This is a genomic window from Paenibacillus whitsoniae, from assembly GCF_003955665.1.
Taxonomy (GTDB): Bacteria; Bacillota; Bacilli; order Paenibacillales; family NBRC-103111; genus Paenibacillus_E; species Paenibacillus_E whitsoniae.
This window is the reverse complement of the sequence record NZ_RXHU01000024.1, coordinates 63,952-88,189: the sequence shown is the minus strand read 5'-3', so window position 1 is coordinate 88,189 and position 24,238 is coordinate 63,952. Positions and strand designations below refer to the sequence as shown.

The 24,238-nt window shown below is 52.4% G+C and carries 24 protein-coding genes; 14 read left to right on the top strand and 10 right to left on the bottom strand.

Annotated elements, in window-relative coordinates; genetic code table 11:
* Window positions 1–118: 118 nt before the first annotated feature.
* Both EJQ19_RS09755 and EJQ19_RS31775 read left to right on the top strand, forming a co-directional pair.
* Complete coding sequence (locus EJQ19_RS09755; RefSeq protein WP_126141018.1) at window positions 119–1,972, top strand: LTA synthase family protein; 1,854 nt, start codon at window positions 119–121, stop codon at window positions 1,970–1,972.
* 182 nt (window positions 1,973–2,154) lie between these two features.
* Window positions 2,155–2,325 (top strand): hypothetical protein, encoded by a 171-nt coding sequence (locus EJQ19_RS31775; RefSeq protein ID WP_164716433.1) that lies wholly within the window; start codon window positions 2,155–2,157, stop codon window positions 2,323–2,325.
* 97 nt (window positions 2,326–2,422) lie between these two features.
* Here the strand turns inward: EJQ19_RS31775 and EJQ19_RS09750 are convergent, their stop codons facing one another.
* Complete coding sequence (locus EJQ19_RS09750; protein ID WP_126141058.1) at window positions 2,423–3,274, bottom strand: SDR family oxidoreductase; 852 nt, start codon at window positions 3,272–3,274, stop codon at window positions 2,423–2,425.
* A 193-nt stretch (window positions 3,275–3,467) separates the two neighbouring features.
* On the opposite strand from EJQ19_RS09750, the gene EJQ19_RS09745 reads away from it, so the two are divergent.
* Window positions 3,468–3,788, top strand: a complete 321-nt coding sequence (locus tag EJQ19_RS09745; protein WP_241242817.1) for a winged helix-turn-helix transcriptional regulator — start codon at window positions 3,468–3,470, stop codon at window positions 3,786–3,788.
* 864 nt (window positions 3,789–4,652) lie between these two features.
* Here EJQ19_RS09745 and EJQ19_RS09740 read toward each other — a convergent pair.
* A complete protein-coding gene (locus EJQ19_RS09740) occupies window positions 4,653–5,042 on the bottom strand; it encodes a VOC family protein (RefSeq protein WP_126141017.1) in 390 nt (129 codons plus the stop codon).
* A gap of 132 nt (window positions 5,043–5,174) precedes the next feature.
* Here EJQ19_RS09740 and EJQ19_RS09735 point away from each other — a divergent pair, with 132 nt between their 5' ends.
* On the top strand, window positions 5,175–5,621 hold the full coding sequence (locus EJQ19_RS09735) for an Rrf2 family transcriptional regulator (RefSeq protein WP_126141016.1): 447 nt from the start codon (window positions 5,175–5,177) through the stop codon (window positions 5,619–5,621).
* A gap of 120 nt (window positions 5,622–5,741) precedes the next feature.
* Window positions 5,742–6,380, top strand: a complete 639-nt coding sequence (locus EJQ19_RS09730) for an NAD(P)-dependent oxidoreductase (protein ID WP_126141015.1) — start codon at window positions 5,742–5,744, stop codon at window positions 6,378–6,380.
* Between the two features lie 44 nt (window positions 6,381–6,424).
* On the opposite strand, the gene EJQ19_RS09725 is transcribed toward EJQ19_RS09730, so the two are convergent.
* Together EJQ19_RS09725 and EJQ19_RS09720 are read right to left on the bottom strand one after the other, a co-directional pair.
* The gene (locus tag EJQ19_RS09725) at window positions 6,425–7,894 is read right to left on the bottom strand and encodes a methyl-accepting chemotaxis protein (protein WP_241242816.1); all 1,470 of its coding nucleotides are present in this window, start codon (window positions 7,892–7,894) and stop codon (window positions 6,425–6,427) included.
* Between the two features lie 176 nt (window positions 7,895–8,070).
* Window positions 8,071–8,724: an FMN-dependent NADH-azoreductase gene (locus EJQ19_RS09720; protein WP_126141014.1), complete on the bottom strand. Its 654-nt coding sequence runs from the start codon at window positions 8,722–8,724 to the stop codon at window positions 8,071–8,073.
* Window positions 8,725–9,003: 279 nt separating this feature from the next.
* Here EJQ19_RS09720 and EJQ19_RS09715 point away from each other — a divergent pair, with 279 nt between their 5' ends.
* The gene (locus EJQ19_RS09715) at window positions 9,004–10,437 is read left to right on the top strand and encodes a DHA2 family efflux MFS transporter permease subunit (protein ID WP_420901669.1); all 1,434 of its coding nucleotides are present in this window, start codon (window positions 9,004–9,006) and stop codon (window positions 10,435–10,437) included.
* 65 nt (window positions 10,438–10,502) lie between these two features.
* On the opposite strand, the gene EJQ19_RS09710 is transcribed toward EJQ19_RS09715, so the two are convergent.
* Both EJQ19_RS09710 and EJQ19_RS09705 read right to left on the bottom strand, forming a co-directional pair.
* A complete protein-coding gene (locus EJQ19_RS09710) occupies window positions 10,503–11,780 on the bottom strand; it encodes a sensor histidine kinase (RefSeq protein ID WP_126141012.1) in 1,278 nt (425 codons plus the stop codon).
* Complete coding sequence (locus EJQ19_RS09705; protein ID WP_126141011.1) at window positions 11,780–12,457, bottom strand: response regulator transcription factor; 678 nt, start codon at window positions 12,455–12,457, stop codon at window positions 11,780–11,782. Before EJQ19_RS09705 ends, EJQ19_RS09710 begins: the two co-directional genes overlap by 1 nt.
* 212 nt (window positions 12,458–12,669) lie before the next feature.
* On the opposite strand from EJQ19_RS09705, the gene EJQ19_RS09700 reads away from it, so the two are divergent.
* The 4 genes from EJQ19_RS09700 (at window position 12,670) to EJQ19_RS09685 (ending at window position 16,408) form a co-directional block, all read left to right on the top strand.
* Window positions 12,670–13,410, top strand: coding sequence for a polyphosphate polymerase domain-containing protein (locus tag EJQ19_RS09700; protein ID WP_126141010.1), 741 nt, complete (start codon window positions 12,670–12,672; stop codon window positions 13,408–13,410).
* Window positions 13,407–14,087: a DUF4956 domain-containing protein gene (locus EJQ19_RS09695; RefSeq protein ID WP_126141009.1), complete on the top strand. Its 681-nt coding sequence runs from the start codon at window positions 13,407–13,409 to the stop codon at window positions 14,085–14,087. The genes EJQ19_RS09700 and EJQ19_RS09695 overlap by 4 nt, the downstream gene beginning before the upstream one ends.
* Window positions 14,088–14,118: 31 nt before the next feature.
* On the top strand, window positions 14,119–15,987 hold the full coding sequence (locus tag EJQ19_RS09690) for a carbohydrate-binding domain-containing protein (protein ID WP_241242815.1): 1,869 nt from the start codon (window positions 14,119–14,121) through the stop codon (window positions 15,985–15,987).
* 208 nt (window positions 15,988–16,195) lie between these two features.
* Window positions 16,196–16,408, top strand: a complete 213-nt coding sequence (locus tag EJQ19_RS09685; RefSeq protein WP_126141008.1) for a hypothetical protein — start codon at window positions 16,196–16,198, stop codon at window positions 16,406–16,408.
* Window positions 16,409–16,476: 68 nt separating this feature from the next.
* Here the strand turns inward: EJQ19_RS09685 and EJQ19_RS09680 are convergent, their stop codons facing one another.
* From EJQ19_RS09680 to EJQ19_RS09670, 3 genes are all read right to left on the bottom strand, one after another.
* Complete coding sequence (locus tag EJQ19_RS09680; protein WP_126141007.1) at window positions 16,477–17,973, bottom strand: DHA2 family efflux MFS transporter permease subunit; 1,497 nt, start codon at window positions 17,971–17,973, stop codon at window positions 16,477–16,479.
* Window positions 17,966–18,427, bottom strand: coding sequence for a MarR family winged helix-turn-helix transcriptional regulator (locus tag EJQ19_RS09675; protein ID WP_164716431.1), 462 nt, complete (start codon window positions 18,425–18,427; stop codon window positions 17,966–17,968). Before EJQ19_RS09675 ends, EJQ19_RS09680 begins: the two co-directional genes overlap by 8 nt.
* A gap of 389 nt (window positions 18,428–18,816) precedes the next feature.
* Window positions 18,817–19,233, bottom strand: a complete 417-nt coding sequence (locus tag EJQ19_RS09670) for a MarR family winged helix-turn-helix transcriptional regulator (protein WP_126141005.1) — start codon at window positions 19,231–19,233, stop codon at window positions 18,817–18,819.
* A gap of 182 nt (window positions 19,234–19,415) precedes the next feature.
* On the opposite strand from EJQ19_RS09670, the gene EJQ19_RS09665 reads away from it, so the two are divergent.
* The 4 genes from EJQ19_RS09665 to EJQ19_RS09650 all read left to right on the top strand — a co-directional run bounded on the left by EJQ19_RS09665 (window position 19,416) and on the right by EJQ19_RS09650 (window position 23,392).
* Window positions 19,416–20,849 (top strand): MDR family MFS transporter, encoded by a 1,434-nt coding sequence (locus tag EJQ19_RS09665; protein ID WP_126141004.1) that lies wholly within the window; start codon window positions 19,416–19,418, stop codon window positions 20,847–20,849.
* Window positions 20,850–21,076: 227 nt separating this feature from the next.
* Window positions 21,077–21,826 carry a DUF4352 domain-containing protein gene (locus EJQ19_RS09660; protein ID WP_164716429.1) on the top strand — a complete coding sequence of 250 codons (750 nt, stop codon included), beginning with the start codon at window positions 21,077–21,079 and terminating at the stop codon, window positions 21,824–21,826.
* Window positions 21,827–21,848: 22 nt separating this feature from the next.
* Window positions 21,849–22,202 carry a DUF4064 domain-containing protein gene (locus tag EJQ19_RS09655; RefSeq protein WP_126141002.1) on the top strand — a complete coding sequence of 118 codons (354 nt, stop codon included), beginning with the start codon at window positions 21,849–21,851 and terminating at the stop codon, window positions 22,200–22,202.
* 179 nt (window positions 22,203–22,381) lie between these two features.
* The gene (locus tag EJQ19_RS09650; RefSeq protein WP_126141001.1) at window positions 22,382–23,392 is read left to right on the top strand and encodes an SDR family oxidoreductase; all 1,011 of its coding nucleotides are present in this window, start codon (window positions 22,382–22,384) and stop codon (window positions 23,390–23,392) included.
* Window positions 23,393–23,473: 81 nt separating this feature from the next.
* On the opposite strand, the gene EJQ19_RS09645 is transcribed toward EJQ19_RS09650, so the two are convergent.
* On the bottom strand, window positions 23,474–24,049 hold the full coding sequence (locus EJQ19_RS09645; protein WP_126141000.1) for a GNAT family N-acetyltransferase: 576 nt from the start codon (window positions 24,047–24,049) through the stop codon (window positions 23,474–23,476).
* Window positions 24,050–24,238 lie beyond the last annotated feature (189 nt).

Below are 24,238 nucleotides of genomic sequence, written 5' to 3'. Positions count from 1 at the left end.
ACATCATGAAGATTTGGCGGCAACCGCTTGTTTATCCTCCCTTTACGTATACCCAGATACGGCTTCGCTTGCTATAATTATGTATTAGTTTCATTGCTTGCGAAAGGAGTGGAGAGGTATGGCTTCATTGTTCAGGAACCGATTATTTTTATTTTCGGCCTGTATGATGATCAAAGTTTCTGTCGCTTGGACGATCCTTTTTGAAACCGGACCTTCGCTGCGCATTTTGCTGACGGAAGTGCCGTTTATTCTAATTGCCTACACCCTTGTGGAATATTTGGCGAAAAAGAGGAAGATGCTCTGGTACCTCATCGTCGATTTCCTGATTACCCTGCTGTTCTTTGCACTTGTTATTTATTATAAGCACTTCGGCGTCATTGCAACGTACCATGTGCTGGGGCAGGCCAAACAGGTAGGCGCCGTGAAAAAGAGTATTTTCTCCGTCATCGAGCCGTCCTATTTCCTAATGTTTGCCGACATTGTCCTGGTAGGTGTTCTGCTGCGCTTCAAAAATAAAGCCCCGCGCTTCCGAAGGGTCGTCACAACGCCGATTTCCTTCAAAATTGTAAGGCGTGTTGCGCTGGCCTCCATTGTCCTATGTACGCTGAGTGTGCTTCCGAACCGCGGCGCCTTGAACGAGAACGTGAAGGCCGAGAAGATGGGCATTTTGAATTATGAAATCTACAACCTCGTCGACCGGAAAAAAGAAGAAGTCATCAGCGCGAACGCCATCTCGCAACCCGTGATCGATGAGCTCAAAAATAAATCGGCCGTCACCGCTCCGCAATTATTCGGGTCAGCTCAAGGGAAAAACTTAATCATCATTCAAATGGAATCATTTCAAAATTTCTTAATTCATCTTACCGTTGACGGCACAGAAGTGACGCCGAACTTGAATCGGCTGGCGGCATCCAGCTATTATTTCCCGCGGTTCTACCAACAAATCGGGCAAGGGAACACCTCCGACGCCGAGTTCCTGACGAACACGTCTTACTACGTGCCGCCGAACGGTCCTGCTTCCCAGGTTTATGCGAAGAAAGATCTCCCGAGCCTGCCGAAGCTGTTGGAAGACCAAGGCTATACGACGATGAATTTTAACACGAATACCGTAACGTTCTGGAATCGCGACGATTTATACAAAGCCGTTGGCTTCGACAAGTACTATGACAAAGCGTTCTTTAAAGATGAAGATGCGTTCTTTTACGGAGCGTCCGATGAAGTGCTTTACCGGAAAACGGCCGAGGAGTTGCAAAGCTATCAGGATCAAGGGCAGCCATTCTACGCCCACATTATTTCGATGAGCTCGCACAATCCGTTCACGATTCCGGCGTCCAAGTATCATATGACGCTGCCGGATCGCTATGAAAACACGTTTGTGGGGGACTACATCCGGGCGGAAAATTATGCGGATTACGCGCTGGGCCTCTTTATTCAGGATTTGAAGGCGAGAGGGCTGTGGGACAACAGCCTCGTCGTCGTTTATGGTGACCACCGCGGTTTGCCGCTATTCTCTTTGAAGGATGAAGATAAGGCCCTGATGAAGGAAATTCTGGGGCATGATTACGCGGAAAAAGATTTGATCAACGTACCGCTGATGATCGCCGGCGGCGGCATCGATCATCCCGCGGTACAGATGCAGCTCGGCGGCCAAGTGGACACGATGCCGACAGTGGCGAATCTGCTTGGCGTCTCGCTGTCCAACTACGTGCATTTTGGCCAGGACCTGTTCAATCAGACCGCCTACAACCTCCTGCCGCAGCGCTACTATTTGCCGACAGGTTCCTTTGTGAACAACGAAGAATTGTTTATGTCCGGCAAAGGCTTCGAGGACGGCAGCGTCCTCACGCTCGCAGGAAACAGCGAGTCGCATCAGTCGGCGACCGAGGATGAATTCAACCGGGCGCTGGGGCTGCTGCAGCTATCCGACAGTTACGTGTCACAGCTGCCGGACCGGACGGAGGAAGAAGAATAAACCATGTGCAGGGTCGCATGCTTTCGGCCTGCGATAGACACAATAACCCCTAGGCTATTGCAAAGGGGGGAGAACGACATGGCACAACAACAAGGCCAAGGCGCTAAGAACACAACGAAGAAAACCGCAAATGACAAAAACAAAACCAATGACAATAACGAATAAAGGATGAGGTGACCACCATGGCGGGAAGAAACAGCAAACCTGACAATGATGGCCCATCCTCGAATCCGGGCCGACTTGACCAATACGGCGATAAGCTGGCGTCCAGCAACGCAGAAGAGTTCGAAGACGCGGCAGCCTCCGTGTGCAGCACTTCTGCAGTCGTGAATAAGGGCGAGCAGGAGTCGTAGTTGGCAAAGCTGGAAACCAAAAACCTCTAGGCCATTAGATGGCTTAGAGGTTTTTTGGCGTGGCTTAACGCTGCAGTTAGTAACGGCAAGTGAATCATTACGCAAGCAAGGAACGGATCGCTTCTTCTAGCGGAGTAGGCTGATGGCCTAACAGTTGCTCCAAATCGTTGCTTTCCACTTCCAGGGCTCCTGCACCGATCTGGCTTTGCATAGCAGCCAACATATCGGCAACCGGTTGTGGCAGTCCTGCTTGACTCAGTATATTGCGATATGCCGCTGGATCGACATATTGAACCTGCACAGTCCGACCCATAGACGACGCGAATATCGCCGACAATTCCTCTTGCGTTAACAGCTTGCCCGTCAATTCGTAAACGACGTTCTCGCGCCCATGTCCGGCAAGCACCTTAGCCGCCGCTTCGGCATAGTCGCGGCGAGTTGCCCAACCCGTCTTACCTTCTCCCGAAGCGATCACCCATTGTCCGCCGTTCAGAACTGTCTGGAATGTGGCCATTTCATTTTCCAAATACCAGTTATTGCGCAGTATGACATACGGAATACCCGATTGCTGGATCGCTTCCTCCGTCTTCTTGTGGCTTTCGGCAAGCGTCAATTTGCTGTTGGACGCATTTGGCGCACTTGTGTACGCAATAAAGCCGACATTCGCTTCATTTGCCGCTTTGACGACTGCCGTCTGCTGACTGACCCGGTTGATCAAGTCGTCCGTCGAGATCATAAGCAGACGATCAATACCAGTGAAAGCCGTTACTAAAGAGTCGTAGTCATTGAAGTCTGCGGTGCGGACATCGATACCGCGTGCACGAAGATGCTCCGCCTTCTTCGGATCGCGTACGCTAACGGCGACTTGCTCAGCAGGTACGAGCTTCAGTAATTCTTCTACGACGAATGCTCCAAGATTTCCCGTTGCTCCGGTGACCAATAATTTCATCATTGTTTCCTCCAATTTTATGTTTTTTCGCGAGCAAGCCATTCTGCTTATTTTAGTCAAAGATAAATTGTCTCGGTCTATGGTATTATAAATATCACACGCAATTTAGAGCAAGTACGATATTTTAGTATCGTAGGTATACAAAAAGATACTATAAGAAGGTGCCAATATGGATGATAGGATGGAGAAGAACATGAGTATTCAAGGCTGTCCATTTTTCACGGTTCAGAAGCTGCTGGCGGGAAAATGGGCTTTGCTTATCATGTATTTTTTGGGCGAGGAGACGCTTCGGTTTAATGAGCTTCAGCGCAAACTGGATAACTTGACACATGCAACCCTTGCGAAGCAGTTAAAGGCATTAGAGCTGTCGGGCTTAATCATTCGAAAGGAATATGCTCAAATCCCGCCCAAGGTGGAGTACTCGCTAAGCGAACTTGGCCAAAAGCTGCAGCCAAGCTTGAACTCGCTTTTCGAATGGGGCGGTGAATATTTGAAATATACGAGCGGCAAATAAATGAATTAATGCATGCGGGTCGACTCGATTTATTGATGCTGAACGGAATGATGATGATGAAGTACGGGGCGGTGTTATTTTGCGTCGATTGTCCCATATGCAATATATTTAAGATCAATTCATGGATGTTACGGAGGTATCCGAATGGCCAGTGAATGTATTAATGAGCGTTACAAGGAAGCAAATAAAAATTTTCGACTCTACTCGGGAAGCTTATGAATGGGCAGATCACTACATTCTGACTTTGCAGGAGGTCTTAGCGTTAACGTTGGGTATGCAACTCCAGACTTACAGCTATTTAGTCGAGCACCTTCCAAAATAGGAACAATATAACAATTTAAGGGGTAATGTTAATATTTCTCTGGATTGGGTGTTGATGCATAAGATTTGGATAACATCTTGTAACGAGTATCAATAATTTCTTTTGATGGTTCATATTATTTCCGCCCCCATAGAATGATTTGATTTCCTCGATCAGGCTCGTCTATTCGCAATTCGCAAGATTTCATGGCTTGTTTGAGTTCGGGAAAAACAATAGGGATCTGAAGTTCACGTGAATCTGTAATCTCATTTAATTTAAGAGGGTTAAACCACTCTTATTTGCCCGATTCAGCCTGATTGAGGAGAATATAGGAGGGGTAAACCACCTCTATTGGGGGTGAATCTGCACGTTTTCGAGCTGTCGGCGCAGAATAAGAGGGGTTTACCACCCTTATTTGACCGATCCGGCCGGAATGTGAGGAAATAAGGGGGGCTAGCCACTTCTATTTGGCTGGAATTGCATTTTTCCAGGTTGCCGATATCTAATCTCCATGCAGCCAGATTAAGCGCAATGGCGGCTTTACAACATAATAGGCGAGATCGCTATTGCTCCGCCATATAAAGCAGATTCCAACGGTGGCCGTCCGGGTCGGCGAACGCCGCGCCGTACATCCAGCCTTGATCGTGCGGTTTACCAAGGATAGTCGCGCCGGCGCTCTCCGCTTTGGCGATCAGGGCGTCGACCGCAGCTTTGCTTTCCATGCCGAGCGAGATCAGTACTTCCGCGCTGCTGCTTGTATTGGCAATCGCCGCGCCACCTGTGAAGGAGCGGAACACCGGCTCCGGGAATAGCATGACGATGAGTCTCTCGCGGCCGACAACGAGCTTGATTTTATCCGTCATGTCGGTGGTGTCGAAGCCAAGCTGGGTGTAAAAGGCTGCGGAGGTCTGAATATTGTGCATGGGCAAGTTTAACCATACGGATGTGGACATGGGGATCGCGCTCCTTAAAATGAGATGATGTTCAATAGGTTCATCATACCATGCTTGTCCTTGGGAAAGAATGCAGTGTTGACAGAGATGTTCAGTTGTAACTATAATGATTACAACGAAAGGGTGTTCAACATGCAAATCAGCAGCAGGTTTTCCATTGGCGTGCATATTCTTTCGCTGCTTGCCATTCATCCGACCGAGCATCATACTTCTGAGTGGATCGCAGGCAGCGTTGGCACGAACCCGGTGATTATTCGGAAGGTGCTAGGCTACTTGAAGAAAGCGGGTTTGGTCAACGTCCGCGCCGGCAGCGGCGGGGCCACGCTGGCGCGCAGCCTGGAAGAGGTTACGCTGTTGGATGTGTTCCATGCCGTCGATGTGGTGGAAGAGGGCAAGCTGTTTCATCTGCATGAGCAGCCGAATCCCGCGTGCGAAGTTGGCGCGAATATTGAGCAGGTGCTCCGGCTCCTGCTGGTGAAGGCACAATCGGCGATGGAAGGTGTGCTCCGGGAAATCACGATGAAAGAACTGGTCGAGGTTCTGGCCCAGGAGATTAAGGCGAAGCGTACGGCAACGTAACTGCCGCCTTCTGCTGCATTTGTTGTAACTTATGTGATTACAACGAGACAGGCATAAGAACAGGATCCCTTTTCGCAAAATAGATCGATGATCATACATTTGAATAGGAGGCAGAGTACAATGAAAATTGGTGTGATTGGGGCTAGCGGCAAAGCAGGCCGTGTGATTGTGGAGGAAGCGGCAGCGAGAGGGCATGAAGTGACGGCGATTGTGCGGAATGCGGGAAAAGCGCCGGAGGGCGCAGCGGTGTTGGCCAAAGACGTCTTCGAACTGACGGCACAGGATCTTGGCGGCTTCGACGTCGTCGTTAATGCGTTCGGCGCGGCGCCAGGCCAAGAGCATCTGCACGTGGAAGCGGGGCGTGCGTTGATTGCAGCGCTGCAAGGCGCACCGAACACCCGCCTGATCGTCGTCGGCGGGGCGGGTAGTCTGTATGTCGACGAAGCGATGACGCTGCGCGTGGTCGACACGCCGGATTTTCCGGAGCTGTACAAGGCGACGGCGCTCAATCAAGCGCAAAATCTGCAAGATTTGCGGGAAGCCTCGGGCATCCGATGGACATTCGTCAGTCCTTCGGCGTTTTTTAACCCGGACGGCAAGCGCACCGGCGCTTACCGCAAAGGGAACGAGCATTTGCTCGTGAACAGCAAGGGGGACAGCTACGTCAGCTACGCGGACTATGCCATTGCCATCGTGGATGAAATCGAGCAGCCGCAGCATGAGAACGCACGCTTCACCGTGGTCGGGGAAGCAGAGTAAGTATAAAAGAGCTAGGCCCCGGCAAACAGGGCCTAGCTCTTTATTTACCGCTTGGCCATCCGAGCCAAGTCGTTCGTCAGCGTGTCGAGCTGCAGGAAGCTCTCCAGAATGTCGCGGATGCGGCTGTCCTGCGTCTGCATATTGGCGGACATCTCCTGGATGGATGCCATGTTCTCCTCGGTGATGCCGGCAATCGTCACCATCTGATCCGTGATCCGCGTATACTCGCGGTTCAGTCCGTCCGCGGCGCTGTTCACCTGCGCCGACTGGCTCTCCAAGTGACTGGCGTCGCGCGCAAGCGCGCGCATCACTTGGATCACTTTCTGCGCGGCCTCGCTTCCGCTGGCCACGGAGTGCTGGCCCTGCAGGACTTGCGCGGCGGCCTGCGACGTTTTGGAGCGGATATCTTCGAGAATCCCCTCGATCTGTTCCGTTGATTGCTGGGAGGACTCCGCCAGCTTGCGAATTTCATTGGACACGACAGCGAAGCCGCGTCCATGCTCGCCGGCTCGCGCCGCCTCAATGGCGGCGTTCAGCGCGAGCAAGTTCGTCTGCGTCGAAATGTGCTTGATCGACGCGACGATGTCGCGGATGAGCGAGCTTTGGCTGTCGAGCTCATTCATCAGGTGCACAGACGAGTCGATCGTCTGATGGGCTTGCGTCATTTGCGCTTCGAGGGATGCTGCTTCCTCACGCCCCGATGCCGTAAGCTGTGCCGTCGACATGGAGAGCTGACTCATTTCCGTAGCACGGTTCGCCAAGGAGGCGACGGATTGCTCAATCGCGGTAATCGATTCGCTGATGTCTGTAATACTGGCGGTCTGCGTTTCCGTGCTGGCGGTGATTTCACCGAAGGCAGCGGTCACCTCCCGGGAAATCGTGCCCGTGGATGTCGCATTCTGTTTCAGGTTCGAGCTGAACGCATGCAGCATAGCCAGCGAAGCGGAGACCTGTTGAATGAGGTCGTCCGACTTATTTTTTTCCTCGATGGCGTGCTCGCTTTGCTTATGCATCTCTTTCTGCAGCTTTTCGCTGAACCGGGTGGAGACAAAGAGCGGCAAAGCGAATAAGGCGAAATACATATACATTGTCATGGGTGCGTTATCCCCGAATATGGCGGTCCGATCAGGGCTGAGGAAGAAGTATGTCGTGAGCAGGACGCCCATGAGGCTGGAGAATGCGATGGCCCGGGAGCTTGCGTACAAGGTCATGATCGCCAGGTTGACATAGACCAGCAAGTAAGTCGTTAGTATCGGGCCGGTCAGCATCAGCAGCAGCGTAAGCAGCGTAATGATGGCGGATAGGATAAACATGATATAGGTGGTTAGCCATCGTTTGTACGTAAGGACGGTTGCAATGCCGCAAGTGACGGTTCCCACCAGCAGCAGCATGATCATGGAATCCGTTCCGGCCCCAGTGAGGACATCGACCGCCAAGCCAAGCAGCAGCATCCCCCAAATAATATTCACAAGCAGTTTATTGCGGCGATGCAAAGTATCAAGCGCGTTCATCATCTGGCCACCTTTTGTTCAGGAGTACTTTCAACGATTCGATGATACCATAATTCGACAAATAGATGCATAAATTTTACCTAAAGGAAGAGGGGCAGGCGCAGCAAAAAAGCGTAAGGGACGTAAGGATCCTTTACGCTTCACTTTAAACTGCCAATAGATTGCACGCTGGCTCGTGTTTAAGTAGTAACCCCCGAATGAGCGGCAAAATGCCTCGCCGCTTCCTCGGCTTCCTGCTTCGCTTTGCTGAGAATGGCTTCCCTCTCGAGTCTCGCGCCGCCTTCTGCGCGGATAATCGTATAATCATCGATCCCGACGAAGGTGGAAATCATTTTCAAATACTTATGAGAAAATTCGACATCGGCGTACCAGCCGCCCTGGGAATAGATCCCGTCGCTCGCCTGAATCACCAACACCTTGCGGCCGTCGTTTAGCAGCCCGATCGGACCATTCTCGCCGTAAGCGAAGGTTTCGCGGGCGATCAGAACGTTGTCCAGGTAATCCTTCAACTTGGAGGGAATGTTGAAATTGTAGAGAGGCAGCACAAATACGTAGCGATTGGCCCATTTGAACTTCTCCAGCAGCTCGCCCATGCGATGGGTAATTTTGTGCTCCGTTTCACTCAAATCTTCGCCTGCTGCCAGCTTGCCCCATGCACTAAGGACGACGCCGTCTACGACAGGAATGTCGTTGCCGTACAGCTCCAGCGTTTCGATTGCCGCCGTGGGCTCGAGCTCATGGAGCTTCTCTTTAAAATGGCGGGCGACTTGCAGGCTCTTGGACTTCTCAATCGCAACCTTGGGGTGCGCGTTAATGACCAGTACTCGTAGCATAGGTTTCTCCTTTTGTACACGAACTTGGATGCTGAATCCGTCAGCATTTAATATTTCAAACCCCTTGTGAACTTATGCCCTCGCGGGGGAATAGCCATGGACGGTCTCATTTACCAAAGGTAAAAAAACGGCAGGTCGGAAAAAATAATTGTAATTAATGTTCGGTTCTTGTTCGCGTCTTCGATATTTGGTAAGATGGTTGGGGTACTTGAAAAAAATGGATAGGATAGAGGAGGATGAATTGTGAACATATCAAGTGAGGCCGGCGGCTCTGCCGACCTGAGCGGCATCAAGCGGGGGCCGATTGTCGCTGCGCTGGTGATTGGCGCTTTTGTAGCGATTTTGAATGAAACGCTGCTGAACATTGCTTTCCCGGATCTGATGAAGGAATTTGGCGTCCTGCCGGCGACGATTCAGTGGCTGTCTACGGCATATATGCTGGTTATCGGGGTGCTTGTCCCGGTTACGGCCCTTTTGCAGCAATGGTTTACAACGCGGCAGATGTTTTTAACAGCTATGATTCTATTCCTTGTCGGTACGGTTATTTGCGGAACTGCACCGATATTTAGCATGCTGCTCGTGGGTCGGGTCGTGCAGGCAATTGGAACGGGGCTTATGCTTCCGGTCATGATGAATACGATTCTTGTTATTTTCCCTCCAGAGAAACGTGGCGGCGCCATGGGGATGATCGGTCTGGTCATCATGTTCGGACCGGCGATCGGGCCGACATTGGCGGGGCTCATTATTGACCAGCTTGACTGGCGCTGGCTATTTTACCTGGTAACACCGCTGGCGTTATTCTCCGTCATTTTTGCGGCCGCCTATTTGAAGAATGTTTCCGATATTACGAAACCGAAGGTTGATATTTTGTCTATTTTGCTGTCGAGCATCGGCTTTGGCGGCATCGTGTATGGCTTTAGTAAAGCGGGCGAAGGCTCTTGGTCAGCGCCTGAGGTGGTATGGACGATCGTCGTCGGCGGCATCGCTGTGGTGCTGTTCGTGATTCGTCAAATGCTGATGAAGGAACCGATCCTGAATCTGCGCGCGTTCAAATATCCGATGTTTACGCTGGTGACGATCATGATGCTGGTGCTCATGATGACGTTATTCTCGACGATGATTCTGCTGCCGCTGTTCCTGCAGACGGCGCTGATGATGACGGCGTTCAAAGCCGGCTTAACGCTAATGCCGGGCGGTGTGATCAACGGGATCATGGCGCCGATCTCCGGGAAGCTGTTCGACAAGTTCGGGCCGCGTGTCCTTGTGATTCCAGGGCTTATCCTGGTGATGCTGGCCGTGTGGCTGTTCACTGGCATTACGGTTTCGACGACAGCCGGTTATGTTGTCACCCTGCATATTATTCTACTTATCGGGATCTCGCTGGTGATGATGCCGGCGCAGACGACGGGGCTCAACGAGCTGCCGCGTCACTTATACCCGCACGGTACGGCGATTCTGAACACGCTGCAGCAGGTGGCGGGCGCCATCGGCACGGCGTTGTTCATCTCGATCATGTCGTCCGGCACGAAGAAGTACATGGAGACGGCGGCGAATCCGAACCCGGCCGAAGGGCTTGTGGCGGGGTTGCATGACGCGTTCCTGATCGGCTTCTGGATCGGCTTGATCGCGCTTGTACTGAGCTTCTTCATCAAGCGCGTGAAGGCACCAGCGGAAGATGCAGGTCATGTGCCTGTGAAGGAACAGCATTCGTAAGGTGAAAAAAGGTTGCCCAAGGTCGTGATGACCGAGGGGCAACCTTTTTTGTATGTTGAGGCGCGCTACGCGCCCAGCGGCAGCTGCACGGTGAACGTTGTCGATTCGCCGACAACGCTCTTCGCGCTGATGCGGCCGCTGTGTTGCTCGACGATCGACTTCGCGATCGCGAGGCCGAGGCCGTAGCCGCCCATTTTGCGGGAGCGGGACGGGTCGGCACGATAGAAGCGGTCGAAGATATGCTCCAGGTGCTCGGGCGCGATGCCCGGCCCCGTGTTCGTCACCGTCAGGAGCGCATCATTATGCCGCTTGCGCAGCGACAAGGCGATGCTGCCCTTCGGGTTCGTGTATTTAATCGCGTTGTCCAGCAGGATCATCACGACTTGCCCCAGCTGCTCGCTGCTGCCGCGCACGGTGAGTTCCGGCTCGATGTCGTAGCTCAGCGCGATGTCTTTCTCGAAGGAGACGGCCTCCATCGCGAGCAGTACGCCCTCCACGGCGTCGCTCAGATTGACCGGCGTCACGATCATTTGCATCCGCGCGTCGTCCATCTCCGTGAGGTACAGCAAGTCGTTAGTGAGTGTCTTCATGCGCTCGGTCTCCGATTTGATATGTTGCAGCCACTTCGCCTGCTGCGCGATGGTGTCCTCGCTATTCGCGAGCAGCACATCGGCGTTCGTGTTGATGACCGCTAGCGGCGTTTTCAGCTCGTGCGAGGCGTCGGCGATGAATTGCTTTTGCCGGTGGAACGCTTCCCGCACGGGCGCAATCGACCGGTTGGCAAAGAAGCGGCTCGTAAAATAAATGACCACGAGCATCACCAACCCCACGATCAGGAACGTGTAGATGAGGGTGGTGAGAATTTTGACCTGGGCAGTGACATCAAGGAAAACGACGGAATAGCCGTTAGGCGTCAAATCCACCTTGTAGGCCCAACGGTTACCGTCCAGCGTGAACTGTCCGCCATTCGCGGGGCCGGAGGACACCTTGGCAATGGCATCGGTGTAGAAATCCTCGTCCATATCGAAACGAGAGTTTGTCGACGTAATCGCCCAATGGACGTCGGTCTGCAAAGAGAAGGAGACGGAGCGCTCTGCCGGTGGCCCCATGCCGTCATCAAACATCGGCGACCTGCCTTTGTCCCCGACGCGGTGCGGCTTGCCTTGACCGCCGCCGCCATCCGGGCTATGCAGGAAATCCGAGACCTTCCCGAGTTCCATCTGGATGTCGCGGTGCACGTTCCCATACGTGATCGTATAGATCGCCGCGAAGGCGGCCAGCATCATGACGGAGATGATGACCAGATTCAAGATAAGGAACCGATTCCGAAGCTTCGTAAACATCACTCAGCCGCCTCCAATACGTAACCGACGCCGCGCAGCGTGTTGATGCGGACAGCGGATTGGAGGAAGGTTAATTTTTTGCGTAAAAAAGAAATATACACTTCCACATTGTTATGCTCGGCCTCCGAATCGAACCCCCACAGCTTCTCGATGATTTGCTCTTTGGAGGTGACGGCGGTCTTCCGGGTGATCAGGAGCTCCAACAGTTCGCTTTCTTTTAAAATAAGCTTCATCTCCTTCCCCTTGCAGGTCAGCTTCAACGTATTCGTATTCAGTTCAAGATCTCCGAATTTCAATCCGTCCTCCGGCAGCACCTCGCCTTTGCGCCTTAGCGCCGCGCGGATGCGAGCCAACAGCTCTTCCGTTGAAAAAGGCTTGGCAACATAATCGTCTGCCCCGTGATCGAGTCCCGCGATTTTATCGGAAGTTTCCCCTTTGGCCGTCAGCAGAATGACCGGTGTAGCCACACCTTGGCCGCGCAGCTTGCGAAGAACGGTGATCCCATCCTTCTCCGGCAGCATAATGTCCAGCAAAACTAAATCATAAATCCCGCTCAGCGCGTTATCGAGACCCGACTGCCCGTCATGGACGGTGTCGACGGAGTAGTTATGTTTTTTCAAAATTTGCGTTAACGCTTCAGCGAGATGAATTTCATCTTCGACGATCAGGATGCGCATGCCCATCTCTCCTTTGCCGCTTGGAGGCGGCATGTGATGTGTTGCTTCTTATAGTAGAGATGCAACCTTTAATCAACCTTAAGTTTCATCGTAGCACGAGTCCTTGCCGCAGGAAAGAAATGGTTCAATCATTTAAGTTTCGTTAAAGGTTCGAGCCCTAAGATAAAGCCATGGCACAGCGATACAACGTTAAGTGGAAGGGGCCGAGACACATGGCAATTGAAGTTTTTAACCGATATGAAAATAAGTACTTAATGGATCAGCTGGCTTTCGAGCGATTGTACAATCGACTGCTGGAGTACATGGAGTGGGATGAAAATAACAAGAACGGCCAATTTTATGCGATCAGCAACATTTATTATGATACTGAGCATGACGCTTTGATTCGTACGAGCCTGTCGAAGCCGAAATACAAGGAAAAGCTGCGCATCCGCGCTTACGGCGTGCCGCAGCCGGATGGCAAGGTGTATCTGGAACTGAAGAAAAAGGTATTCGGCCTCGTCAACAAACGACGGACGGCGCTCAAGCTGAACGAAGCGTACGCGTACATCCGTACGGGCATCATGCCAGCGTATCAGCCTTATATGAATAAGCAGGTGCTGCAGGAGATTGATTATTTCCTCGGCCGGTACACGCTGATGCCGAAAGTGTATCTGGCTTATGACCGGATGGCGATGTTTTGTCGGGGGAATCGGGATTTGCGGATTACGTTCGATACGAATATTCGGTCCAGACGATATGACGTCAAGCTGGAAAACGGAGACTTCGGCGAGCAATTGCTTGAGAGCGGTCAATGGCTGATGGAGGTCAAGGCGGAGAAAACGATTCCGATCTGGTTATCCCGCCTGCTGAGCGAGCATCTCATGTTTCGCACGAGCTTTTCGAAATATGGCAATGAATACAAGAAAAACCGACGAAATAACCCTCAGCTAAAGGAGCGAATTCTCTTATGATCGATTCACTATTCTCCCAAGTATCGACGAGCGCAGAGCTAACGATGTCGACAGCCCTGCTGACGATGGTGATTTCCATTGTGCTAGGTGCCATGATCTCTTTCACTTACCGCAAAACGCAGCCGAATTACACGCAGAGCTTTACGCTGACGATGGTTGTGCTTCCGGCGATTGTCGCCATCATCATTCTGCTTATTGGCAGCAACATAGCCCGCGCATTCTCGCTGGCCGGCGCTTTCTCGATAATTCGTTTCCGAAGCGCGCCAGGGGATCCGAAAGATATCGCTTTCGTCCTGTTCACAATGGCCGCAGGGCTTGCATCAGGGGTTGGGGCGTTTGGTTACGCTGTGTTGTTCACTGTCGTGCTTTGTGTACTGATGTTTGTTCTGAAAGTGATCAAGTTTGGTGAAAAGACAGCGACGCAAAAACTGCTTAAAGTCACGATTCCCGAAAACCTCGGCTATGAGGAAGCGTTTGATGAGATTTTTCGCCAATTTAACATTGCCTATGAACTTAGAAAAGTCAGAACGACCGAGCTTGGCAGCTTGTATGAGTTGGTGTACGCCGTCACGATCGAACATTTGACGAACCAGAAGGAGTTCCTGGATGCGATCCGCACGCGCAACGGCAATCTTGATATTACGTTAACGATGAATCCTGTGACACAGGAGTATTAATAACCATTTTGAAAAGAGAGGAAGATGACCTATGAAAAAATCTTTATTGGTGAAACAATCCGGCGTTGCGCTGTTGTGCGTCATGATGCTGGCGGCATGCAGTCAGGAGGAGGGGGCGGCATCCGGCGGGGAGGCACCGGCAACAGCGACAGCACCGGCCTCGACTACGGCCGCAAAGACCTCCAGCGCTACGGTGTTGGCGAGTCTGGATACGGCGAAAAATGTGAGTTATGACGCGGACGATACTTACTCCGACTGGTCAACAGGAGCCGTGACGAAGATTGCGTTAAGCGGTTCGGGTGCGACGGTAGACGGTTCCGGCGTTGAAGTGAAAGACAGTTCAGTTACGGTAACGAAGGCTGGTACTTATGTGTTGAGTGGAAAATTAGACAATGGTCAAATAAAGATCGATGTCGCAGATAAAAGTGTTGTAAGACTCGTATTGAACGGAGTGGAGCTTCACAATGAGACGTCTTCCGCGATTTATGTAAAAGAAGCCGGCAAGCTTATTATCTCGCTCCCTGACGGGACGACGAATACGGTTTCCGATGGCAAAACCTATATCTTTGAGGACGCTTCGTCCGATGAACCGAATGCTGCCATTTTCAGCAAAGACGACATGACGATTAACGGCAGCGGGAAGTTGACTGTGCAGGGAAATTACAACAACGGGATCACCAGCAAGGATAAGCTGAAAATCACAGGCGGACAGCTCAGTGTGCAGGCGGCGGATGACGCCGTAATGGGCCGTGACCTGGTGGCCGTGAAGGACGGCAGCTTGACGATCAGTGCGACCGGTCACGGGATGAAAACGACGAACGACAAAGAGGGCTCCGAAGGCGTGATCGCCGTTTCGGGCGGAACATTCGCAATCACATCCGGCGAAGATGCACTGCACAGCAGCGGCGGCATCGTGATTACCGGCGGCGATTACAAGATCAACGCCGGAGACGACGGTATCCATGCTGACTTGGCGCTCGAAATTGCCGGCGGCACTATCGACATTGCGAAGTCGAATGAGGGGCTTGAGGCGCCGAGTATTGTGGTGGCCGGCGGAACGACGAATGTCGTTGCCTCGGACGATGGCGTGAACGCCGCGAGCGGCAGCAGTGAGACGTCGGGCGAGGGTGGCGCGCCTAGCGCTGGAGGCCAACCGCCTGCTGGCGGAATTGGCGGCCAAGGCGGGACGGCAAGTCAAGGGATGCCAAGCGGCCAAGGCGGTGGGCCTGGCATACCAGGCGGTGCTGGAGGCGGGTCCTCCTCCACGAACAAGCTGACCATTACCGGCGGCACCTTGACGGTGGACGCCGCGGGCGATGGACTGGATGCGAACGGGTCCATCGAAATGTCGGGCGGCACCGTTATCGTGAACGGACCGACCATGAACGGCAACGGGCCGCTCGATTATGACGGCACGTTCGTGATGACCGGCGGCACGCTGATCGCCGCAGGCAGCTCGGGCATGGCGCAGGCGGCGTCCGATACGTCGACGCAAGCGGGTGTTATGATGACGTTCACGCAGGCACAAAAGGCGGGTACAATCTTCCACCTGCAGGACAAGGACGGCAAGGATATTGTGACCTTTGCGCCGTCGAAGAGCTACCAGTCCGTGTACGTCAGCACGCCGAGCATGACATCGAGCGGCGCGTATACGGTGTACACGGGCGGCTCGGCCAGCGGCACCGCGGCGCATGGATTGTATTCGGGCGGATCGTACACTGGCGGCACGAAAATCGTTGGCTTTGACGCCGCGAAGGTCATTACGTGGCTAAACGAGTCCGGCGTCACCGAAGCGAAAAGCGGCATGGGCATGCCGGGCGGAGGTGGCGGTGGAGGTGGCCGCGGGCCAGGCGGTGGGCGTATGATGCAGGGCGGCGGTCAGGCGCCGCAGGGGCAGTAAGCGTCGGCAATCGGCTTTTAGCCGGCAGTTGGGTAGAAAAAGTGGTGTTGGAGTGCCCCATAAGGCACCTCAGCACCACTTTTTTGCATTTACTGCCTGTTCTACATAAAATCCTGTTACCACTTAGATTACTGTTGCTTATCGAAGAGGAGAAAGAAATTCCTGCGAAAAGACAGGCTTTTTTCACAAAAAGGAGATGTTTCACAAAATGCCTGCGATAGAGCAGGTTTTTTATGCCGAGATCGCTCAAACCGGGGAGTTCACTGGGGATTCCTGCCGTTTTGCAGGCTTTTTCTCAAATCAGGATGGGAAAGAGGAAAATACCTGCTTTTTTGCAGGCTTGATGATCCATCCTAAAGCTTTCTCGGTTCCTCGTTCCATGATCATTACCAGGCATACAGAGGCACAAGCACATGCATAAAAAACCACCCCTACGAGACCGTGTCTCGCAGGGGTGGCCCATCTACCTCAAGCCGCGGGAGCGGCTTGTTATTTCGCTTCCTGCACCTGACCCGGTGCAGCCGCGGCAGTTGCCGGCTCTTCAGGCGGCGATGTTTTCTTAATGAAGAACGCAAGGATCAGCGCAGCGATGGTCATGAACGTCGCGACTTCGAACGCGAAGTTAATGCCGTACACGGTCGCATGCTGCGTCACGTCGGCCATTTTCGCGGCGTCTTTCGGATCGATTTTGCCTTCGATGATGAGATCTTTGGCACGGGACGTCGCAGCGTTCGTCATAACGGTCACAAGCAGGGCCGTACCCAGGGCACCGGCGATGTTACGAAGGGTCTGCGACATCGCGGAGCCATGCGCGTTCAATCTTCTCGGCAGCTGGTTGAGACCTGCGGTTTGAATCGGCATCATCAGCATGGACATCCCGAACATCCGTGCCGTGTAAATGAGCATCATGTGAGAGTAAGTAGAATCGACCGTCAGATGGCTGAACTCAAAAGTGGTGATCGTCGTGATGATGAGACCGACGACGGCCAGCCAGCGCGCGCCGATTTTATCGAAAATGATCCCGGTAATCGGGGACATGATCCCCATCAGAATGGCACCCGGCAAAAGCAGCAAGCCGGACTTGATCGGCGAGAAGCCGCGGATGTTTTGCAGGAAGATCGGCAGCAAAATCATCGCCGAGAACATGGACATTGTGATGATGACGTTAATGATGGTCGTCAGTGAGAACATGTTGTATTTGAAAACACGCAGCTCCAGCAGCGGTTTCTCAACCGTGAGCTCGCGCCAGACGAACAATGCCAAGGCGACCCCGCCAACGACTAGACAGCTGACAACCGTTGCGCTGCCCCAACCGGCGGAACCGGCGTCTGAGAATCCGTACAGGATACCCCCGAAACCGATCGTGGACAAGATGACGCCGAGTGTATCGAGCTTAGGCGACGAGGTTTTGATGACGTTTTTCATGGAGAAGAAGCCGAAAATGAAAGCAAATAGCGATAATGGCAAAATAATATAGAATAACACGCGCCAGGAGTGGTGTTCAACGATCCAACCGGACAGCGTCGGGCCTACGGCCGGTGCGAAAATCATAGCAATCCCCATCAGCCCCATCGCTTTGCCGCGTTCGGCAACCGGGAAGATGGTCAGGAAGACGATGGTCATAAGCGGCATCAAGATGCCTGCGCCTACGGCTTGAATCAAGCGTCCTACCAGCAGAACGCTAAAACCTGGCGCTACCGCCGCGATAATTGTCCCTACGGCGAAAAAGCCGGAAGCGACCAGAAAGAGACGGCGTGTTGTAAATTTCGAAATCAAATAAGCGCTGACCGGGACCAAGACACCGTTAACCAGCATGTATCCATTGATGAGCCATTGAATCGTGTTTTCGTTCACGTTCAGATCGGCCATCATTTTCGGCAGGGCAACGTTGAGCAGCGTTTGAGCCAGCAAAGCGACAAACGCCGCGATAAGTAAAGAAGCGACAATCGGGCCTCTTTTGAGCGCAGTTGTTGCGGTGTTACTCATAGTGGGTATGTTCCTCCAGTTCTTTGTGCAGGATTTGCACGATTTGTGCTTGCGTGCGAAGCAGGTCATCCAGTTGATCTTGTACCATATCCTGTAGAGGCGCAAAATGCTTCAGCTGTCTCTCCTGGATCAACTGCAGCTTGCGCCTGCCTTCCGCAAGAAGCTTTATGAAAACGGAACGCCGATCCGTGCTCGAGCGCTCGCGGGATACTAAATTGGCCGCGACCATGCGGTCAATGACGCCGCTCGTGGTGCTCGCGCTGACATACAGACAAGCCGCCAGCTCGGATTGCATAATCGAGGGGCGATCCGCCAGCATTTTCAGGACAATATACTGAATCGGCGTCAGATCAAGCTCCCCGGCGACTTTCGTCAGCAGCTTATGAAAGACCTGATTCACTTCGCGGAAAGACTGAATAATTTGCAGCGTGCGCTGCTGCTGGCGATCATCCATCTTCATTCATTCCTTACGCTTAGGCGATTTTGACAACCGCCATTAGTTCTTATGCTAATATTTCGCATGCGAACTATTATAAAAATGATTGCGGTTCCATGTCAATTAGAAAAATTAAGGTTGTTGAAGTAGTTTGTAACGAACGCTTCTACGCCATGCGCGAAAAGCGCCGTTCACATTATTTGCCTTCCATGATGAGCGCAAGCCCATCCCGGTCCACGTCATCCGCCGCGCGGCGGAATTTCGGCAAACTCCTGCCGCAGCGGCGATGTCAAAAAGCTCCCCCTCCATTTGGCGGAAGGGGAGCTTCTGGTGAGCACGGGCCGACGGGGCGTGCTCTTTTGTTCCGCCGGGCTGCAAGACCTTGTGAAGAGGGCCTGAGCCCCTTCTTATAAAAAGTTCAGGTTCAGCTTCGTAAGCAGTTCACCAAACACCTGTCGTTCCTCCGGCGTCCATGTTGCGGTCAGCTCGCTGATGCGCTCTGCGCGGGCTTTCCGATGCTCGGCGAGCTGTTCCTCGCCGTAGGGCGTCATTTTGAGCGAGTAGGAGCGTCCATCGTTCGGGTCAGGAATGCGGTAGACATATTCACGCTGCTCCAGAGCGGCGGTTTGACGGCTCACCGTGGAAATGTCCAGCTTGGAGCTGTCGGCAAGCGCTTTGACGCTGGCGGAGCCTTGCTTGCCGATCTGATGGAGCAGCAAATAAGCCGAGCGGTCGAGTACGCCGATCTTTTTATGAATCGAAGTTGACGTGACATGTCGGAGCAAAATTGCGAGCTGATATTCAATCATTTCTTCGGGCGTCATAGATAGGGCACCTCATTTTGCATGTAGCCTTGCTGGGGCTATCTCATATTGTGTAATAACAGGGCTGGAAGCGCAAGTGGTTATTGACAATGCCAGAGATCGTTGTATAATACAACTTTAATAGTTGCCATTGCAACTGATTTGGACGGAACTTCAGCATGCGTAAAAAGGAGAGCAACCCCATGACTCAGGAAAAGCCCGCGTCAGTGTCATTTTGGAGCATTATTTTCGCGATATTCTTCGGCAACTTTATGGCCACCCTCAGTACGACCAGCATCAACGTCGCGCTGCCGGTGTTCATGGACGATTTCAGCGCCTCGCTGAACACAGTTCAGTGGCTGATGTCCGGCTTTATGCTTGCGACGGGGGTTATTGCCCCGATTATCGGTTTTCTGGGCGACAGACTCAGCTACAAGCGCCTGTATGTCTATGCGCTAGGCGGATTTACGGCCGCGTCCCTGCTTTGCATTTTTGCCTGGAACATCCACTCCTTGATTGTGTTTCGGATTATTCAGGGCATTTTCAGCGGCATCATTATGCCGACCACGATGACGATTATTTATCAGGTCATCCCCAAGGAAAAGCAAGCTTCCGCGATCAGCTTGTGGAGCGTTTCCGCCATGCTGGCGCCGGCATTTGGGCCGACGATCGGCGGCTGGTTGACCGAGTCTTACGGTTGGCATGCGCTGTTCCTCATGAACGTGCCGATTGGCCTGATGGCGTTGTTTGCGGCGCAGCGGTATATTCCGTTTTATCGTCTCAGCAAGGGGTTGTCGCTTGAAGTCGTCGGCTTCATCTCCGTTATTGTAGGCACCAGCTCGCTATTGATTTCCTTTTCCCAAAGCCACGATTGGGGCTGGACGTCCTGGAAAACGATGTCTCTCATGGGTGTGGGGGTGCTTTTCATCGGGTATTTTGTTCTCCGTTCGCGCCGGGTAGCGGCCCCGCTGCTGAATATGACGCTGCTGCAGAACGCGAGATATACGTATAGCTTAATTCTAAACTGCGCGATTACGATTTCTTTATACGCAGGTACTTTCTTAATCCCTATCTATATGCAAAAAATTCAAAACGCCAACACCCTCCACACGGGCCTTGTCATGCTGCCGGGCACGTTGGCGATGGCTCTGATCTCGATGGCGGTTGGTAAAATATACCATAAAGTCGGCCCGTTTCGCCTGATTTTATTCGGATGCCTCCTGATGGGGATCTCCACGTGGGCATTGTCCCGTCTCGATCTCGTCTCGGCAACGTGGTTTATCGTACTGTGGATCGCCATCCGCTACATCGGTATCGCGATGAGCAACATGCCGGTGACGAACTCGGCCATGTCGGCCGTGCCTTCCGAGCTGTCCGGTCAAGCGTCTGCGCTGATGAACTGGATTCGCCAAGGGACGGCGGCGCTGTCGGTCAGTATTTTCAGCACGGTGCTTTCATCCCGTACGGTAACGCATTTGAGCGAACTGGGGGCCGGGAAGGATGGTCATAACGCCACGCTCGCGCTAACGCTCAGCATTCAGGACGTGTTCATCATCGGCACTGTGCTGGTCGTGCTGGCGATTCCGCTGACGTTTCTGATTCGGAAGCCGGTGGGGGCGGGAGGGGGCGCGGTGTAGAACTGGGCAGGGAACTCGAATAAGTTGAAAATGCAGGGTATGATCTGAAAAACCGCTTATTAGTTTGACGGAAGTGCGGCTTCCGGGACTAAAGGCGGTTTTTATTTAGCCTAGATGATAGTTTTTAGTTTAATAGTACTATGGAACTGTATTTTCCTGGAGATTATTGACGGACTTTGTAGTATTGTAGTACTATGGGTTGGAAAACGTTGGGAGGTTATTCCTGTATGTGGATTGCACTATCGTTAATTGGTTTTTTTGCTGCACTGATCTTCTTGGTGATGGGGGTCATCGGGGCAATTAAGAAGAACGGTACAGCTAAAAAAAGATTTCTTTGGGCACTTGCTAGTTTTATTGCCTTTGTAGTTGGCGCTTCGAACTTGCCTCGATCAGAGAAGGAGCCCCTTAGCGGTCAAGCTGAGACGGTTTCTGCAAAGGTAGAGGATAAAGAAGCTCAGAAAGCAGCGGCTGCTGCGGAGAAGGCAGCAGAAGATAAAGCTAAGGCTGAGGAAAAGGCCAAAAAAGAAGCAGAGGCCAAAGCTGCGGAAGAAGCAAAGGCTCCAAGGACAGGAGATACTGTTTCGGTGGGTAGTTTCTCGGTATTAGTTAATAGTCCAAGCACAGAACCATCCATTGGTAACCAGTTTCTTAGTCAAAAAGCTAAAGGGGTTTATTGGGTATTTCCGGTGTCAGTTAGAAATGACGATAAGGAGGCAAGAACGGTCGATAGTTCTATGTTCCAGTTGGTCTCAAATGCTGGTGTGAAGTATGATCCAGATCCCACAGCCGCTATCTATGCGAATAATAACTCTCCTTTTTTTCTTGAAAAAATTAATCCAGGCATCGTGATTAAAGGCTTCGTTGTGTTTGATATGCCAACTGACCAGCAAATTGCGGACTATAAGATGCAGGTGCGGGGCGGTATTGGATTCAAGACGACTAAACCTGTAGATATTATTTTAAAACCAAAAGAGTAGATAATAGGAGGTAGTAACAGACATGAAGGTAGCAGCTCTTATTCTTGGCATTCTAGGTGGATTATTTGGAATTGTCGGCGCGATCATGGTAGTCTTTATTGGTGGAATTGGCGGCGCTTTCGCGGCGGAGGGCGCGACACAAATCACAGGTTTGGGCTTTGCTGCGATTCCTTTATCCTTACTAGGATTAATTGGCGGAGCTATGGCCATGGCAAAGCCAAAAGCCGCAGGAATCATGATGTTACTTGCAGGAGTTGGTGGTTTTATTGCGATTTCAGCAGGGTTCCTTTTAGCTGGCCCACTTTTAATTGTTGGAGGCATTCTCAGCTTGGTAGCTGGCAAAAGGCCTAAAAAGACTGTAGAAATCTCTGGTTAATAGGCTATTGCCCTGAACTTGTTGTCGTATAGAGCATATTTCTGGGTTACAGATGTATTTAAAGGGAGACAGTTCAATGAACTGTCTTCTTTATTTTTCAATTTTTGAAGGATCAGAAGTACTGACGGCGAACTCCTACCAATATAGCATGTATTATAGATAACGGAGGCGAATACACGTTGAGAGCATTATTCATCGGCGGTACCGGTACGATCAGTTCGGCCATTACGAAGCAGCTGGCGGCAGACGGGTGCGAGCTATATTTGATCAATAGAGGGATTCGGACCAACGCACTGCCCGAAGGCGTGAAGCTGCTGCAGGGCGACATCCAGGATGAGGCTCATATCGCGATGCTGATCAAGGATTTGACGTTCGACGTTGTGGCGGATTTTATCGCGTTCGAGCCGTTGCAGTTGGAGCGGGATTATCGGCTGTTCAAGGGGAAGACGAAGCAGTTTATCTTCATTAGCTCCGCTTCGGCGTATCAGACACCGCTTTCCGACTACCGGATCACGGAGGGGACGCCGCTGTCCAACCCGTACTGGGCATACTCCCGAAATAAAATCGCCTGCGAGGAATACCTGATCAAGATGTACCGGGAAGAGGGCTTCCCGATCACGATTGTCAGGCCGAGCCACACCTACGATGAGCGGTCGATTCCGCTGGGCGTCCATGGCCGCAAAGGCAGCTGGCAAGTGGCGAAGCGCATGCTTGAAGGCAAGCCGGTCATCATTCACGGCGACGGCACATCGCTTTGGACGATGACGCATCATCGGGATTTTGCGAAAGGGTTCATCGGGCTGATGGGCAATGCTCATGCGATTGGCGAAGCGGTTCAAATTACATCGGACGAGACAGTGACGTGGAACCAGATTTATGAGGCGATTGCGGATGCGCTCGGTGTGAAGCTGCAGGCGGTGCACGTGGCATCGGAACTGTTGGCCGCCGGCAGCACGTATGACTTCCGCGGCGGATTGCTCGGCGACAAGGCCAATTCCGTCGTGTTCGACAACGCGAAGCTGAAACGGTTGGTGCCGGATTATGTAGCGACGACGCGCTTCGATCAGGGGATTAAGGGAACGGTGGCCAACATTTTGGCCCATCCCGAGCTGCAGGTGGAAGATCCGGAATTCGATGCATGGTGCGATCGGGTCATTCGTGCCGTGCAAGAAGCGATAGAGAAGATATAGCGCTTATCATGAAAAAGAACCTCATCCTCCACGATTACGTGGAAGCTGAGGTTCTTTTTCGTGCGAGTGGTGCGACGTCTGTCAAAAAAGCAAAGCTAGCATGACGACATCGAGCAATTGCTTGGTCACTTCATGCATCATATATTGCCGAAGGAGGCCTTCCTCTTCAAAGCCGAGTTTCTTCAGCAGCTTGAGTGAGGACTTATTCTCGGGATACACCTCCGCTTGAATGCGTCGCGGCCCGAGATGCTCGCGAGAGAAGCCGATGACGGCTTGCAGCGCTTCGGACATGATGCCTTTGTTCCAGTACTCGGCGTTCAGATCATAGCCGACAGTCAGCGGATACTGCGGCGTATCGTCAAAAACCCCGCGCGTCGGCATCAGCAGAATCGTGCCCAGAATGTTCGACCGGCTGGCGGCCCCCAGCGAAATGCCCCAAGGGATAATGCGCCGGTCGGCATAAGCTTGATTCCAGGCGGCAATCAGCTCGCGCGTGCTTTCAACGGAAGCGGGACCATGCCAGTCCAGATGCTCCGTCACATGAGGATTGCGATAGTAGGTGAAAATTTCTTCTGCATCCGATGCCTCCATCTGTCGCAGCATCAACCGTTTGGTATACAGCACAGGGAAGGAAGAAAACAGCGTCGAGACCGACATCGGCGTCACCTGCCTTTACATAAGAATAGTAGATGATTTCTATTCTAGCGGAAAATCGTTAAGATAATCTTAATGCCAGCTTAAAGATAGGGAGAAATGTAGTTCAGCCCTGCAGATTCATGGCCGAGGGCGAGCCGCAGGCAAGCGAATCAGGCTTTCGTGTAAAAAACATGCGAGCCAGCCCGGCCC

Bases quoted from the DNA above. Each gene is read 5' to 3' on its own strand.
- EJQ19_RS31775 (WP_164716433.1), top strand. From the start codon at position 2,155: ATGGCGGGAAGAAACAGCAAACCTGACAATGATGGCCCATCCTCGAAT.
- EJQ19_RS09745 (WP_241242817.1), top strand. From the start codon at position 3,468: ATGAGTATTCAAGGCTGTCCATTTTTCACGGTTCAGAAGCTGCTGGCG.
- EJQ19_RS09750 (WP_126141058.1), bottom strand. From the start codon at position 3,274: ATGAAATTATTGGTCACCGGAGCAACGGGAAATCTTGGAGCATTCGTC.
- EJQ19_RS09740 (WP_126141017.1), bottom strand. From the start codon at position 5,042: ATGTCCACATCCGTATGGTTAAACTTGCCCATGCACAATATTCAGACC.
- EJQ19_RS09675 (WP_164716431.1), bottom strand. From the start codon at position 18,427: ATGGATGATCGCCAGCAGCAGCGCACGCTGCAAATTATTCAGTCTTTC.
- EJQ19_RS09655 (WP_126141002.1), top strand. From the start codon at position 21,849: ATGAAGGTAGCAGCTCTTATTCTTGGCATTCTAGGTGGATTATTTGGA.
- EJQ19_RS09700 (WP_126141010.1), top strand. From the start codon at position 12,670: ATGGCAATTGAAGTTTTTAACCGATATGAAAATAAGTACTTAATGGAT.
- EJQ19_RS09665 (WP_126141004.1), top strand. From the start codon at position 19,416: ATGACTCAGGAAAAGCCCGCGTCAGTGTCATTTTGGAGCATTATTTTC.
- EJQ19_RS09710 (WP_126141012.1), bottom strand. From the start codon at position 11,780: ATGTTTACGAAGCTTCGGAATCGGTTCCTTATCTTGAATCTGGTCATC.
- EJQ19_RS09680 (WP_126141007.1), bottom strand. From the start codon at position 17,973: ATGAGTAACACCGCAACAACTGCGCTCAAAAGAGGCCCGATTGTCGCT.
- EJQ19_RS09685 (WP_126141008.1), top strand. From the start codon at position 16,196: ATGCCTGCGATAGAGCAGGTTTTTTATGCCGAGATCGCTCAAACCGGG.
- EJQ19_RS09645 (WP_126141000.1), bottom strand. From the start codon at position 24,049: ATGTCGGTCTCGACGCTGTTTTCTTCCTTCCCTGTGCTGTATACCAAA.
- EJQ19_RS09690 (WP_241242815.1), top strand. From the start codon at position 14,119: ATGAAAAAATCTTTATTGGTGAAACAATCCGGCGTTGCGCTGTTGTGC.
- EJQ19_RS09755 (WP_126141018.1), top strand. From the start codon at position 119: ATGGCTTCATTGTTCAGGAACCGATTATTTTTATTTTCGGCCTGTATG.
- EJQ19_RS09730 (WP_126141015.1), top strand. From the start codon at position 5,742: ATGAAAATTGGTGTGATTGGGGCTAGCGGCAAAGCAGGCCGTGTGATT.
- EJQ19_RS09725 (WP_241242816.1), bottom strand. From the start codon at position 7,894: ATGATGAACGCGCTTGATACTTTGCATCGCCGCAATAAACTGCTTGTG.
- EJQ19_RS09705 (WP_126141011.1), bottom strand. From the start codon at position 12,457: ATGCGCATCCTGATCGTCGAAGATGAAATTCATCTCGCTGAAGCGTTA.
- EJQ19_RS09735 (WP_126141016.1), top strand. From the start codon at position 5,175: ATGCAAATCAGCAGCAGGTTTTCCATTGGCGTGCATATTCTTTCGCTG.
- EJQ19_RS09720 (WP_126141014.1), bottom strand. From the start codon at position 8,724: ATGCTACGAGTACTGGTCATTAACGCGCACCCCAAGGTTGCGATTGAG.
- EJQ19_RS09660 (WP_164716429.1), top strand. From the start codon at position 21,077: ATGTGGATTGCACTATCGTTAATTGGTTTTTTTGCTGCACTGATCTTC.
- EJQ19_RS09695 (WP_126141009.1), top strand. From the start codon at position 13,407: ATGATCGATTCACTATTCTCCCAAGTATCGACGAGCGCAGAGCTAACG.
- EJQ19_RS09670 (WP_126141005.1), bottom strand. From the start codon at position 19,233: ATGACGCCCGAAGAAATGATTGAATATCAGCTCGCAATTTTGCTCCGA.